Here is a 12,877-nt window from a genome sequence, read left to right on the forward strand (position 1 = left end):
TCCGCCGGTTGTTGTCAACGTCCGCTGTCCGGCGGATAGTGTTTCGGAAAGGCGGCCGACAGGAATTCGTTTGCCGCCTGCAGCGCGCTCTCACGGGTGACGTCCTCGGTGCCCATCATCAGCCGCAGCCACAAGCCCTCCAGCATGGCGCTGAGCGCGAGTGCCATGACTTGCGGCTCATAGGCATAACCACCGCCCTGCTTGAGCGTGGCGCAGAGGTCGATGAAGATCTTCTGGTAGGCCGCGTCGCGCGCGCCGCACAGCGCCTGGTAGGTCGGCCGCGACTTGGCCTCGCCCCAGAACGCGCACCACGCCGCGAGCTTGCGCTTGTTGCAGATCGAACGGTCGAAATCGGCGGCGACCAGCGCCCGCAGCTGCCGGGCTGGATCCTCGCCGGCCTTGGTCAGCGCGACGCGCCAATGCGCCGCATATTCGTCGGCCATATAGGCCAGCGTGGCGACGAGCAGCTTCTCCTTGCTCTCGAAATGGAAGTTGACGATGCCGCGCGACAGGCCGGCGCCGTCAGCGACATCGGCCATCGTCGTTTCCGAATAACCGCGCTTGGCCAGCGAATCGATGGTCGCTTCGATCAGCTGCTGTTGCCTGACCTCCTTCGACGCCTTGCGGCCGCGTTTTTCCGGCTCGGTTTTTCCAGACGTGTCGGAGGATCGCTCTTCGCGCGCTGCAGCTTTCATCGGTGCCGTCATGCTCCACATTGCCGGCTATCCCACCACAGCCGGCTTCCACCCGCGAAGATGAGTGGGACGGTGCTCGCCACTGTCAAGCACCTTCTGCATGGCTTCCCAGGTCTTGATGTTCTTGTCGACATAGGCCGCTCCGACCGCGACTGCCGCCGTCTCGTAGAGCGGGCCTTTCAGCCTTTCCAGCTCGCCGCGTGCGACCTCGCGGTACCAAGAATTGCGGTCCTTCACAGTGACATCGGCAAAGCCGGCGCTGCGCATCGCTTGCGCATAGCGTGCCGGCGAGGCCATGGCGAAGGACAGGCCTTCGGCCGCGACATAGGCCTTCATCTCAGATGACGGCTCGCCGTCATGGCCGATCAGCCAGTCGGAGGCGGCAAGGACGCCGCCCGGCTTCAGCACGCGAAAGATTTCCGCAAACAGCGCGTCCTTGTCGGACACGTGCACCAGCGCATCCTTGGAGAAGACGACATCGAACGAAGCGTCGGCAAAAGGCAGCGGCCCCGGCGGCGCCTGGACGAAGCTGGCGCGGTCTGAAAGCCCTCGTGCAGCGGCATGCTTTCTGGCCGCCTCGATCACCGGCCGCTCGATGTCGAAGCCGGTGGCATGAGCAGCACCGTGGCGCTCCACCAGATGCAGCGCGATGCCGCCGGAGCCGCAGCCGATGTCGAGGATCGTCTTGCCCCTGAGCGACAGCCCTTCGACCACCCGGTCGACCTCGTCTGGTCCGCCCGGCGACAGATAGCCCTCGCCCCACAGCGCCTCGAGGAAGCGGATCGCGGCGTCGTCATATTCCGGCTCGCCATCTGCCGTTTCGATCATCAGACCTTAAGTCCCGTCAGCCGAATTGCGCAGGTTCGAATGCCGGCAAAGCGTAGCGTATTAACAGAAAAACGCAATATCATTTGTTGAACATTCATTCAGAACGGCTGGACAGAATAGCCGCTGCCGTGCCAAATTCCGCGCATTCGGCGACAAATCACGCGAAAATGAAGGGTCGAGCACCATGAAGGCTGGGCGCGAATGAAAGCTTGGGATGCGATCGTCATCGGCGGCGGACACAACGGCCTGGTCAACGCCTGCTATTTGCAACGCGCCGGGCTCGACGTGCTGGTGGTGGAAAAGAACGACTGGGTCGGCGGCGCCGCCACCAGCCGCGAGCTGACGCCGGGCTTCCTCTACTCCAACTGCTCCTATGTCTGCTCGCTGTTTCGCCCCGAGATCATGCGCGACCTCGAACTGCCGCGTTTCGGCTTGCAGGTTATTTCCTATGAAGGCGGCGCCGTGTTCACCCGCGACGGCGACTACCTCGCCAACTACCGTGACCACGATGCGCACCGGCGCGAGTTCGCCCGCTTCTCCAGGCGCGACGCGGAGGCCTATGACCGCTATTCGCGCGACGTGACGCGGCAGTGCCGTTTCATCCAGCCGCTGCTGATGCGCACCGCACCGGACCCGGCCAGTCTCAAGCCGCGCGACCTCGGAGAGCTTCTCTATCTCGGCAGGAAATTCGTCGGCCTGACATCAGAAGAAATGGCGCTGACGCTGCGCTTCTGGACCATGTCGATCTCGGAATTCCTCGACGAATATTTCGAGACCGATGTCATCAAGGCGAACTTCGCTTTGTCCGGCATTATCGGTACCGCGCTCGGGCCGATGTCGCCCGGCACAGCCTACGTGCTGCTGCACCATTATATGGGTGAGGTCGACGGCTCGGTCGGCGCCTGGGGCTATGCGCGCGGCGGCATGGGCGCCGTCACCAAGGCGCTCGCCGCTTCATTCAAGGCGTCCGGCGGCGCTATCCGCACCGGCGCCGAGGTCGACCATGTGCTGGTGAGCCGAGGCAAGGCCAAGGGCGTGGTGCTGGCCGGCGGCGAGGAGGTCTACGGCAAGCTCGTCGTCTCCAACGCCGACGTCAAACGCACATTCCTGAAACTGGTCGAGGAGAAGGAACTGCCCGACATTTTCCTGCGGCGGGTCAGGAACTTCAAGATCCGCGGCTCCTCCGGCAAGGTCAACATCGCGCTGGATTCTCTGCCCGATTTCCCGGCACTGCCGAAGGATTCACCCGTTTATCGCGGCGACATGCATTTCACCGATTCCATGGAGCGCATGGAGCGCGCCTATGACGACTGGAAGGCCGGTCGCTGGTCGGCCGACCCATTCCTCGACATGGTCATCCCAACGACGCTCGACCCGACCATGGCGCCGCCGGGCAAGCATTTCATGAGCTGCTTCGTGCAGTACGCACCGCCCAAGGTGAACGGCCGCGACTGGACCGATGCCGACCGCGACGGTTTCGCCGAAAGCGTAGTTGCGCAGATCGCCGAATACTCGCCAGGCTTCCGCGACCGCATCGTCCATATGGAGGTGCGCACGCCGCGCGAGATCGAAGCCGAGGTCGGCCTCACCGAAGGCAACATTTTCCAGGGCGAGCTGACCTTCGACCAGCTGCTGTTCAACCGCCCGGTGCCGGGCTACGCACAATACCGCTCGCCGGTCGGCGGGCTCTATATGTGCGGCTCCTCGACACATCCCGGCGGCGGCGTCATGGGCGCACCCGGCCGCAATGCGGCAGCCGAGATCCTGCGCGACCTCGCCAAATCGACCTCCCATATGAGCCCGGCCCATGACGTCATTTGATGCCATCATCATAGGCGGCGGCCATAACGGCCTTGTCGCTGCCGCCACTCTGGCGAAAGCCGGCCGCAAGGTGCTGGTGCTGGAAGCGGCCGGCGATGTCGGCGGCGCGGCGCGCACCGAAGAGTTTGCGCCAGGTTTTCGGGTCTCCTCGATCGCGCATGTGCTGAACCGCCTGCACCCCGACGTGGTGAAGATATTGGAGCTGGACAAACACGGGCTGCAGGTCACCCGCGCAGACTTCATTCCGTCGGTCGCCTTGGCGAGGGACGGCCCGCCGCTTGTCCTGCATGGCGCCTATGGCGAAGTGCTGACCAGCTCCACTCCGTCCGAGCAGTCCGCCTGGAAGGAATTGCGCGCGCAACTCATGCGCTATGCCGGCATCCTGAAACCGTTCCTGTCGCGGCGCCCGCCCGATCTCGGTGGCATGTCCCTGCTTGAAACCGGAGCGCTCGGCCAGACGGCCGTGGCGCTGAAAAAGCTCGGCAAGGAAGACATGCGCGATTTCCTGCGGGTGCTCCTGTTGAACGTCGCCGACCTGCTCGACGAACAGCTTGCCGATCTCAGGCTGAAGGGCCTGCTTGCCTTCGACGCCACGCTTGGCAGCCACCTCGGCCCGCGTTCGCCGACCTCGCTGCTTGGCCTCTATTACCGGCTGGCCGGCGAGACTGACGGTGCGGCCGGGGCACAGATGCTGCCGAAAGGTGGCATGGGTGCGGTCGTCGCCGCGATCCGCGCGGCGGCGGAGAAAGCCGGCGTCACCATCCGCACGGCAGCGCCCGTGGCCAGAATAGTCGTCGAGAAAGGCCGCGCCCTCGGCGTGACCCTCGACGGCGGCGAGGTGCTGCACGCCAGAACGATCGTCTCCGCCGTCAACCCGGCGACGACCATGCTCGATCTCGTCGGTCCGCGCGAGATCGACACGGGTTTCGTGCGCAAGGTAAAAAATATCCGCATGAAGGGCGACGCTGCCAAGCTCCATCTGGCGCTCGATCGGCCACCGCAATTTTCCGGCGTCGACGCCGATAATCACAAGGGCCGTCTGGTCATCGCGCCCTCGGCCGACCATGTCGAGCGCGCCTTCAACCCGTCAAAATATGGCGAGTTCTCAGCCGAACCGGTGATGGAGATCACACTGCCCTCGCTCTCCGACCCCTCGCTCGCGCCAAGCGGCGCCTGCGTGCTGTCGGCGACCGTGCAATACGCGCCTTACGCGCTGAAAGAGGGTTGGGATGCCGGCAAGCCGAAATTCCTCAAGGCTGTTATGGCGCAGCTCGAAGCGTACGCCCCCGGTATCGGCAAGTCCGTGCTGCATGCCGAGCTTTTGACGCCAGCCGGTATCGAAGCCAACTACCGGATGCCGGGCGGCCATTGGCACCACGGCGAATTGCAGGCCGACCAGATGTTGATGTCGCGGCCCGTCTCCGGCTGGTCGGGCTACGACACGCCGATCGAGGGGCTGTTCCTGGCCGGCGCCGGTTCGCATCCGGGCGGCGGCGTTTCGGGTGCTCCCGGTTTGAATGCGGCGCGGCGCATCATCGCGATGAAGGGATGATCTGATGTTTCAGCCAGTCAACGCCGCACTTTACGGCGAAGGAATGCCGTCATGACGAGTCCGATCAACAACGCCGCCCGCACCACAGCGCAGTCGCATTTCCGCACACTGCGTCTCGGCACGCCGTTCCAGCCGCGCATCGATGCGCTGGCCAAAACTCAGGACTGGTACAATTGGGCCGGCTATCGCGCGCCGCGTTCGCTGTGGGACGAGGAACTCGAATATTTCGCCATCCGCAGCCAGGCGGCTTTGTTCGACATCTCGCCGATGACCAAATACCGCATCGAGGGGCCGGATGCCGAAGCCTTCCTCGATCGCGTCACGCTGCGCGATGTCACCAAGCTGAAACCGGGCCGCGTCCACTACACCGCATGGTGCGACGACGAAGGTTTTGTCCTCGATGACGGCACGCTGTTCCGGCTGTCGCCGACCCGCTTCCGCCTGTGTTCGCAGGAGCGGCACCTGCCCTGGCTGCTCGACAGCGCCATCGGTTTCGAAGTGACCGTCGAAGAAGAGACTGAAAGCGTCGCTGGTCTCGCTCTGCAAGGCCCAACCTCCTTCGCCGTGCTGCACGAGGCGGGTTTCGCCGGCGTTGAAAAACTCAAAGTGTTCGATCTCGCCGAATTCCCGCACGATGGCGGCACTATCACCATCTCGCGCACCGGCTTCACCGGCGATCTCGGCTACGAACTGTTCGTGCCGGCCGAAAAAGCGCTCAGCCTCTGGGACCGCCTGATGACGGCAGGCGAACTGCGCGGCATCCGCGCCATCGGCTACGCCGCCCTCAACCGCGCCCGGCTGGAAGCCGGCCTGGTCGTCGCCAATGCCGACTTCACCACCGCAGACCATGCCATTCGCGCCGCCCGACGGAGCATGCCGGCCGAGATCGGTCTCGGCTTTATGGTCGCCCTGGGAAAAGGCCATTTCAATGGCCGCCGCGCCATCCTCGAAGCCCGTGCCAAACGCAAGCTGCGCCATGTGCTGGTCGGGCTGGAGATCGAAGGCAACATCCCGGCCGAACACGCCATCGTCTATCACAAGAAGCATCAGGAGGTCGGGCTGGTCAGCGCCGCCATGTGGTCGCCGATGGCCAAGCGCAATATCGCCATCGCCTCGCTGACGCGTCCCTATGGTGATAGGATGGTCGAAGACCTCTGGGTCGAGATCTACGCAATGCGCGAGTTGCAGTACCAGAAGCTGATGAAGCGGGCCAAGGTGGTGGCCCGTCCCTTCATCAAGCTCGACCGCCGCACCGCCAATCCGCCGGCGGATTTCTGATCATGGCCAACGAACCGGATGATGAGGCGGAAGCCGCCGAACAGTGGCAGCTGGTCAACACGCCGCTCGGCGAAAAATGGTCGGGTCGCGCCCGCTATGCCGCCGCCATGTACTTCTACAAGCGCGGCGAAATGAGCGCCGAGACGCTCGAAGTCTACCGCATCTGCGCGCGGCTGGACTGGGAGAACCCGCTGCCGATGATCAGGGATCGCGGCGGCCAGGATTGGCTGAAGCGCATGGGCGCTTAAGCCTCAGCCTATGGTTCTTTCGAGAACGCTCAGCCAGTTGCGATAGGCGATCTTCTCGATCAACGCGCGTCCGAAACCGCGCGCGGCCAGCGCATCTATCAGCTTCGGCAGACCGGCAACGTCGCCGATGACCGCCGGGATCATGGCGCCGTCGAAATCGGAGCCGAGACCGACGCCGTCCTCGCCCAGCGCCTGCAGCAGCGAGTCGACATGGCGCACCATGATGTCGAGGCTGGTGTCCGAGTTCATCCGTCCGTCTTCGCGCAGGAAGCCGGTGGCGAAGTTGAGCCCGACCATGCCGCCGGTCTCGCGGATAGCGCCGAGCTGCCAGTCCGTCAGGTTGCGCGAATGGGTGCACAGCGCATGCACGTTCGAATGGGTGGCGACCAGCGGCGCATCGCTGAGTGCGGCGACATCGCGAAAGCCCTTTTCGTTGAGATGCGACAGGTCGACCATGATCTTGAGCTGATTGCAGGCCTTGATCAGCGCCTTGCCGGCATCGGTCAGCCCCGGTCCGGTATCGGGCGACGACGGAAAGCGGAACGGGACGCCGTGGCCGAAGGCGTTGGGGCGGCTCCAGACAATGCCGAGCGAGCGCAGGCCGGCTTCGTAGAGCACGTCGAGGAAGGTAAGTTCGGGATCGATCGCCTCGACGCCTTCAATATGAAACACCGCCGCGATCGAACCTTTCGCCATCGCCTCGCGAATGTCACCGGCACTGCGGCAGACGGTCAGCGCCCCCGCTCGCTCCAGCCGAAACAGGATCGAGGCCATGCCGATGGTGGAATTGAGCGCATCAGCGCGTGGCAGTTCCGGCGGCAATGGCTCATTGTCGCTCGGCGCCGGCGGCACCGCAGAGCGTTTGCTCTTCTCGACCGGCGGTGGAAAGATCGCGAACATGCCGCCGGCAAAGCCGCCCTTCTTGGCGCGCTGCAGATCTATATGACCGCCCTGCGTCCCCTCGATGAACAGCTTTTCGACGTCTGTGTCTTTCGACTGGTACAGACGCAGCAGCGTGTCGTTGTGGCCGTCGAAGACGGGGACGAGATCGGGTTCGGTCATTAGGAAGCCATTCGGTCAATTGGCAGGAGCGGACGAACCGCGGCGAACTGTGTACTTAGGCAAGAAGGCCGAACTGCGCAAATGCCAGAGAGGTGTTCGCTCTTGTGGCTGAGCGACTCCGACCACCTGCCGGGTCCCCGCTGCTTCGCAGCGTCCCGGCGTTCGCCGGCCTTTCATCGTGCCACCGGCACGATGAATTCGCCTTCGGCGACCGGCAACTCACCCCACAAGGGAAGAAGGGAAAAAGGTCTATTGCTTCAGCACATCCGCCCATTCCGGATGGCGGCGGAACTGGGCGTTGGCGAAGGGGCAGAGCGGGATGATCTTCTTGCCCACTGCCCGCGCATCCTCGACGGCGCGGGTGACGAGCCGAAGGCCGGCGCCCTGGCCGCGAAACACGTCCGGCACTTCGGTGTGATCGATGATGATCTGGTGCTCGCCGACCTTGGTAAAGGTCATCTCCGCCTCGGCGCCGCCGGGTCCGCGCAGCACATAACGTCCCTTCGAGCCGCGGTCCTCGAGTTCGATCTCAGGCAATTCGTCAGGCATCGCTTGCTCCTTCAGCCGGCGCGGCAGCGAAAAGCCGCCTTGCCGCTTCAATCTCGTTTGGCCGAATTTCGTGGCCGCCATCGTGCCACTCCACTGTGACATCGGCGCTATCGGCACGCAAATAGGCTTCCAGCCGCGACGTCAGATTGGGCGGGCAAATCGGATCGCGTTTGCCGGCGGTGACCAGGATGCGGCGTCCGGCAAGGCTGCCCTGCACCTGCGGTTCGAACGGGATCAGCGGGTGCAACAGCACCGCCGCATCGAACAGCTCGGGCGCGGCGAACACTACGGACGCCAGGATGTTGGCGCCGTTGGAATAGCCGAGACCCAAGACCGAAGATGGCCTTGCCGCTGCCACCTGCGCCTTGATGAAACCGGCCATCTTGCCGGTCGCCCGCGCGAGGTCGTCCATGTCGTAGACGCCCTCGCCGGTGCGGCGGAAGAAACGCGCCGCACCATGCTCGGAAACATCGCCGCGCGGCGATACGATCGTCGCCTGTGGCGCGAGGTCGCGCCCGAGCGACAGCAGCTGGCTCTCGTCCGCGCCGGTGCCGTGAAAGACGAAGAGCAGCGGGCCGCCGGGCGAACCCGGCAGCGCCTTATGGATGTAAGCTTCCTTGCTCATCGTCTCAGCCTTCCAGCTTCTGCAGATGCTCTTCAAGATAGGGCCGCAGATGCTGGTGCTGCGTCGGCAGTTTCAGGGCTTCGCCGAGATGGGCGGTGTCCTCGTCGCGGTCGAAGCCCGGCTCATTGGTGGCGACTTCGAACAGCACGCCGCCCGGCGTGCGGAAATAGATCGCCCAGAAATAGTCGCGGTCGATCACCGGCGTTACGCCATAACCCGTATCGATCAGCGCCTTGCGCACTTGGAGTTGCTGGGCGCGGTTCTCCACCGCGAAGGCGACATGGTGGACCGAGCCGGCGCCGAGATTGGCAAAGCCCGCGGTAGGCAGCGATTCGATATCGACGACATCAGCGCCGTTGCCGTTCTTGATGGCGAGCCGGCTGACACTGCCGGACTTGTCCACTTGCTCATAGCCCATGAACTTCAACAGCTCTTCCGTGGCGCCGCCATCCTTCAATCTGAGCGAGACCGAGTGGAAGCCGCGTATCGCCTCATCAGCGGGAATGCCGCCTTTCAACCATGGCGCGCGGCTGTCCGCTTTGTCTTCGACCAGCGCGAAACCGTCGCCGTCGGGACCGGCGAAGGCCAGCCGCTTCTCGCCGAACGTCTCTTCGCGGGAGACACCCGCAACGCCTTCATCGGCGAAGCGCTTTTCCCAATAGCCGAGCGTGCCGGCCGGCACCGAATAGGCCGTGGTACCGACCTCGCCGACGCCGTGGCGGCCCCTGGCAATGTCGGGGAACGGAAAATAGGTCATCACCGAGCCGGGCGTACCGTGCTCGTCGCCATAATAGAGGTGATAGACATCTGGCGCGTCGAAGTTGACGGTTTTCTTGACCCGGCGCAGGCCGAGCTTGTGCGTGAAGAAATCATTGTTCTGGCGCGCATCGCCGGCCATCGACGTCACGTGATGCAGGCCCTTGATCTGGTCGAGCATTGTCTTGCTCCTTCCCTTCGGTTTGCGGCCCTTGCCGCTGTCCACGCCTATATGAGGGGCCGCCCGGCAATGGCAAAGGCGGCAATCTCAGAATGGACTGTATCCCAATAGTGAACAGCAGGAAATTTTCGTTCACCATTTAAGCAAGACCGACAGGCTTGCGCCGCAGCCAAATTCCGGTTCATTGAACGTCTTCCCGACGTGACAGGATAGAGCATTGGCCGCGAAAAGCAGACGACCGAACGTCCTATTCATCTCCTGCGACCAATGGCGGGGCGATTGCCTGTCGGCTGCCGGCTATGCCGTGGTGAAGACGCCGAATGCCGATGCGCTCGCCGCCGAAGGCGTCCTTTTCAAGCGGCATTACGGCGGCGCGGCGCCCTGCTCGCCGGCCCGCGCGTGCCTCTACACCGGCCTTTACCACATGAACAATCGCGTCTGCCGCAACGGCACGCCGCTCGACGCCCGCCACGGCAACATGGCGCTTTCGGCCCGCGCCCTCGGCTATGATCCGACATTGTTCGGCTACACCGACGTCTCGCCCGATCCGCGCACGATGGCGCCGGGCGATCCCCGGCTGAAAAGCTATGAGGGCGTGCTGCCCGGCTTCAGCGTGCGCCAGCTCCTGCCTGAGCATCAGAAACCATGGCTGTCATGGCTGAAGGCACGTGGCGTCGACACCAGCGCAGGCTCTCCCGGCATTCACCGTCCCGTGGGCGGGGAAGCGAGCGGCGCCGTGACCAATGCGCCGCCTGTTTATTCCAGGGACGAGACGCCGACCGCTTTTCTTGCCGGCAAATTCATTCGCTGGCTGGACGAACAGGATGCGCCATGGTTCGCGCATGTCTCCTTCATCAACCCGCATCCGCCCTTTGTCGTGCCGCAGCCCTACAACACTATGTATGATCCAGCCGATGGTCCCGCCTTCCGCCGCCAGGAAAGTTGGCAGGTGGAAGCTGAGAGCCATCCCTATCTGGCATATGATCTTGGCCGCCAGAAGCGGAAAAGCTTCCGCCCGGGCACCGACGGCCACGTGCGCGACTGGGGCGAGGACAACATCCGGGCCATCCGCGCGATCTATTACGGCATGATCTCGGAGGTCGACGCGCAGCTTGGCCGCATCTGGCAAGCGATCAAGGCGGCGAATGGATGGGATGACACCATCATCGTGCTGACTTCGGACCACGCCGAGATGATGGGAGACCATTTCATGCTGGGCAAAGGCGGCTTCTTCGACGGCAGCTATCACATCCCATTGATCGTGCGCGACCCACGACGCGGCAATGCAGCCGGCTCGATCGTCAACCACTTCACCGAGGCAGTCGACATCTTTCCGACTTTGCTCGATCTGCTTGACGCCGACGCCCAGCTGCATCTCGACGGCCGCTCGCTCAAACCGTTCCTGCAAGATGAACCGCCTAAGGATTGGCGCGACGCGGCGCATTGGGAGTTCGACTTCCGCTCGATTGCCAGCGGTGAGGCCGAACGGCATTTCGGCATCGGCTCGCGCCAGTGCAACCTCGCCGTCATCCGTACGGAAAAATTCAAATACGTGCATTTCGGCGGCGGCCTGCCGCCGCTGCTCTTCGACGTGCAGAAGGATCCGGGCGAACTGGCCAACGTTGCCGCCGACCCGGCCTATCTCAGCGTGCGGCTTGAATTTGCCGAGCGACTGCTTGCCTGGCGCGCCGAGCATCTTGACCAGTCGTTGGCGCTTGCAGAGCTGACGGACGAAGGGGTGGTGGATATGTGGTAGGCAGTAGGCAGTAGGCAGTAGGCAGTAGGCAGTAGGCAGTAGGCAGTAGGCAGTAGAATGTTCTGGCGGCCTGATTGCCTCGTCACTCGGTTTCGCCTACTGCCCAATCCCTACTGCCTATTCCCTTACTGTACCATCATCCGCTGCTGGTCGCGCTTCTCGGCATAGCTGCCCTTGTCATACGCAGCCTGCGCCTGCAGCTGCTCCTTGGTGAAGTTGGTGTAGAGATATTTGTTGCCGTCCTTGTCGGTCATGAATTTGAGCTTGTCCATGCCGACCGCGACCTCCTTGGCGCCGATGCCTAGAAAGCCGCCGACATCGATGATGACGGCATCCGGCTTGCTGTCGGGCGTGAGCACGACGTCGCCGATCTCGCCGACCTTGGCGTCGTTGGCGCCATAGACGGTGGTGCCCTTCAGGTCGTCGCCTCTGATGTTGCCGACCGGCATTTCGGTCAGTGTCGACTTGTCGATCGCTGCCGTTTGCGTCGGATCGGTGGCTTTTGTACCGGCCGTAGCTTCCGCGGTCTTGTCCGCTGGCTGAGCATTGTCAGCCGGTGCAACGGCCGTCGGGGCAGCGGGAGCAGTCGGCTGCGTTGCGTCGGAGGTTGTCGTCACCGGCGCCGGATCATAGGGCTTGCGGTCGAAATCAGGCTGCGCCTGCAGTTCCTCCTTGGTCGTCTGCGCCACCAGCCAGCGATCGCCGTTCTTTTCGGCCCACCGTGCCTTGGCGAAATCATAGGTGACGTTCTTTTCACCCATGCCGAGGAAGCCGCCGACGCCGATCACCAGCGACTGCGCCTTGCCATCCTTGGTCAGCACGATGTCGTTGACGTCGCCGATATTCTGGGCATCGTCGCCAGTGCCATTGTAGACATTCTCGCCGATGATGTTGGTTGCGAGATTGCCGTCAGCGCGTTTCACCGCCGGTTCTGACGGCGCGGCGTTGAGATCAACCGGCTTCTGCGGGTCGTTCTGCGCCGTGGAAGCAGGCGCCGGGGCCGGATCGTAAGGCTTACGGTCGAAGTCGGGCAGCGCCGTCAACGCTTCTTTCGTCGTCTCGGCGACGAGCCAGCGATCACCATTCCTCTCGACCCATTGCAACTTGCCGTAGTCGAAGGCGACGTTCTTGCTGCCTATGCCGAGGAAGCCGCCAACGCCGATAATGGCGGATTTCGCCTGGCCGTTTTCATCGAGGACGACGTCGCTGACGTCACCGATCTTCTGCGCATCGTCGCCAGTGCCATTGTAGACAGACTCGCCAATGATATTGGTCATCAGCGCGCCGTCGGCCTGTTGCGGCGCCGGCGCGATGGTAGCAGGGGCTTCAGCCGGCGCTGGGGTCGTCGCCGGGGTCGTCGTTGACTGCGCAAACGCACCGGTAGCGATCAGCGTTGCCAGTGCGGTCGTCGCGAACAGTGTGCGGATCATGATTAAGTCTCCTCTTGCGTGATCTCATGTGCGCCGCAATCGGCAAACCACTTGCCGGGAGACCGAAGGCGGCGCCTCCAATGGGATCACAACGTT

General features: G+C 63.5%; 12 protein-coding genes. 5 read left to right on the forward strand and 7 right to left on the reverse strand.

Annotated features, from left to right (window positions below; all coding sequences use genetic code 11):
- Positions 1-14 precede the first annotated feature (14 nt).
- Together betI and NKH22_RS20955 are read right to left on the reverse strand one after the other, a co-directional pair.
- Positions 15-695 (reverse strand): transcriptional regulator BetI, encoded by a 681-nt coding sequence (betI, locus tag NKH22_RS20950; protein WP_023670076.1) that lies wholly within the window; start codon positions 693-695, stop codon positions 15-17.
- A gap of 27 nt (positions 696-722) precedes the next feature.
- The gene (locus tag NKH22_RS20955) at positions 723-1,523 is read right to left on the reverse strand and encodes a class I SAM-dependent methyltransferase (protein WP_023690119.1); all 801 of its coding nucleotides are present in this window, start codon (positions 1,521-1,523) and stop codon (positions 723-725) included.
- Positions 1,524-1,724: 201 nt separating this feature from the next.
- Between NKH22_RS20955 and NKH22_RS20960 the strand changes: the two genes are divergently transcribed.
- Genes NKH22_RS20960 through NKH22_RS20975 form a run of 4 tightly spaced genes read left to right on the forward strand, consistent with a single transcriptional unit; the run spans position 1,725 to position 6,422 of the window.
- Complete coding sequence (locus NKH22_RS20960) at positions 1,725-3,344, forward strand: phytoene desaturase family protein (RefSeq protein WP_352910799.1); 1,620 nt, start codon at positions 1,725-1,727, stop codon at positions 3,342-3,344.
- Entirely contained in the window at positions 3,331-4,896 is a 1,566-nt protein-coding gene (locus NKH22_RS20965; RefSeq protein ID WP_352910800.1) for a phytoene desaturase family protein, read from the forward strand. Before NKH22_RS20960 ends, NKH22_RS20965 begins: the two co-directional genes overlap by 14 nt.
- Positions 4,897-4,947: 51 nt before the next feature.
- Entirely contained in the window at positions 4,948-6,174 is a 1,227-nt protein-coding gene (locus NKH22_RS20970; protein WP_352910802.1) for an aminomethyl transferase family protein, read from the forward strand.
- A gap of 2 nt (positions 6,175-6,176) precedes the next feature.
- On the forward strand, positions 6,177-6,422 hold the full coding sequence (locus NKH22_RS20975; RefSeq protein ID WP_023670081.1) for a hypothetical protein: 246 nt from the start codon (positions 6,177-6,179) through the stop codon (positions 6,420-6,422).
- Between the two features lie 3 nt (positions 6,423-6,425).
- Here the strand turns inward: NKH22_RS20975 and NKH22_RS20980 are convergent, their stop codons facing one another.
- The 4 genes from NKH22_RS20980 to NKH22_RS20995 all read right to left on the reverse strand — a co-directional run bounded on the left by NKH22_RS20980 (position 6,426) and on the right by NKH22_RS20995 (position 9,595).
- On the reverse strand, positions 6,426-7,484 hold the full coding sequence (locus tag NKH22_RS20980) for a dipeptidase (protein ID WP_352910804.1): 1,059 nt from the start codon (positions 7,482-7,484) through the stop codon (positions 6,426-6,428).
- Positions 7,485-7,733: 249 nt separating this feature from the next.
- Positions 7,734-8,033, reverse strand: a complete 300-nt coding sequence (locus tag NKH22_RS20985) for a GNAT family N-acetyltransferase (protein WP_023683956.1) — start codon at positions 8,031-8,033, stop codon at positions 7,734-7,736.
- Entirely contained in the window at positions 8,026-8,658 is a 633-nt protein-coding gene (locus tag NKH22_RS20990; protein ID WP_352910807.1) for an alpha/beta hydrolase, read from the reverse strand. Before NKH22_RS20990 ends, NKH22_RS20985 begins: the two co-directional genes overlap by 8 nt.
- A gap of 4 nt (positions 8,659-8,662) precedes the next feature.
- Positions 8,663-9,595, reverse strand: coding sequence for a VOC family protein (locus NKH22_RS20995; protein ID WP_023696420.1), 933 nt, complete (start codon positions 9,593-9,595; stop codon positions 8,663-8,665).
- 217 nt (positions 9,596-9,812) lie between these two features.
- Here NKH22_RS20995 and NKH22_RS21000 point away from each other — a divergent pair, with 217 nt between their 5' ends.
- Positions 9,813-11,351, forward strand: a complete 1,539-nt coding sequence (locus tag NKH22_RS21000) for an alkaline phosphatase family protein (RefSeq protein ID WP_352910810.1) — start codon at positions 9,813-9,815, stop codon at positions 11,349-11,351.
- Positions 11,352-11,476: 125 nt separating this feature from the next.
- On the opposite strand, the gene NKH22_RS21005 is transcribed toward NKH22_RS21000, so the two are convergent.
- Complete coding sequence (locus tag NKH22_RS21005; RefSeq protein WP_352910812.1) at positions 11,477-12,781, reverse strand: PRC-barrel domain-containing protein; 1,305 nt, start codon at positions 12,779-12,781, stop codon at positions 11,477-11,479.
- Between the last annotated feature and the right edge of the window lie 96 nt (positions 12,782-12,877).

It is taken from the genome of Mesorhizobium sp. M1252 (assembly GCF_040318265.1).
GTDB lineage: Bacteria > Pseudomonadota > Alphaproteobacteria > Rhizobiales > Rhizobiaceae > Mesorhizobium.

Coding starts and splice junctions, on each gene's coding strand:
- NKH22_RS21005 (WP_352910812.1), bottom strand. CDS start 12,781: ATGATCCGCACACTGTTCGCGACGACCGCACTGGCAACGCTGATCGCT.
- NKH22_RS20980 (WP_352910804.1), bottom strand. CDS start 7,484: ATGACCGAACCCGATCTCGTCCCCGTCTTCGACGGCCACAACGACACG.
- NKH22_RS20975 (WP_023670081.1), top strand. CDS start 6,177: ATGGCCAACGAACCGGATGATGAGGCGGAAGCCGCCGAACAGTGGCAG.
- NKH22_RS20960 (WP_352910799.1), top strand. CDS start 1,725: ATGAAAGCTTGGGATGCGATCGTCATCGGCGGCGGACACAACGGCCTG.
- NKH22_RS20990 (WP_352910807.1), bottom strand. CDS start 8,658: ATGAGCAAGGAAGCTTACATCCATAAGGCGCTGCCGGGTTCGCCCGGC.
- NKH22_RS20970 (WP_352910802.1), top strand. CDS start 4,948: ATGACGAGTCCGATCAACAACGCCGCCCGCACCACAGCGCAGTCGCAT.
- NKH22_RS20985 (WP_023683956.1), bottom strand. CDS start 8,033: ATGCCTGACGAATTGCCTGAGATCGAACTCGAGGACCGCGGCTCGAAG.
- NKH22_RS20955 (WP_023690119.1), bottom strand. CDS start 1,523: ATGATCGAAACGGCAGATGGCGAGCCGGAATATGACGACGCCGCGATC.
- NKH22_RS20965 (WP_352910800.1), top strand. CDS start 3,331: ATGACGTCATTTGATGCCATCATCATAGGCGGCGGCCATAACGGCCTT.
- NKH22_RS20995 (WP_023696420.1), bottom strand. CDS start 9,595: ATGCTCGACCAGATCAAGGGCCTGCATCACGTGACGTCGATGGCCGGC.
- betI (WP_023670076.1), bottom strand. CDS start 695: ATGAAAGCTGCAGCGCGCGAAGAGCGATCCTCCGACACGTCTGGAAAA.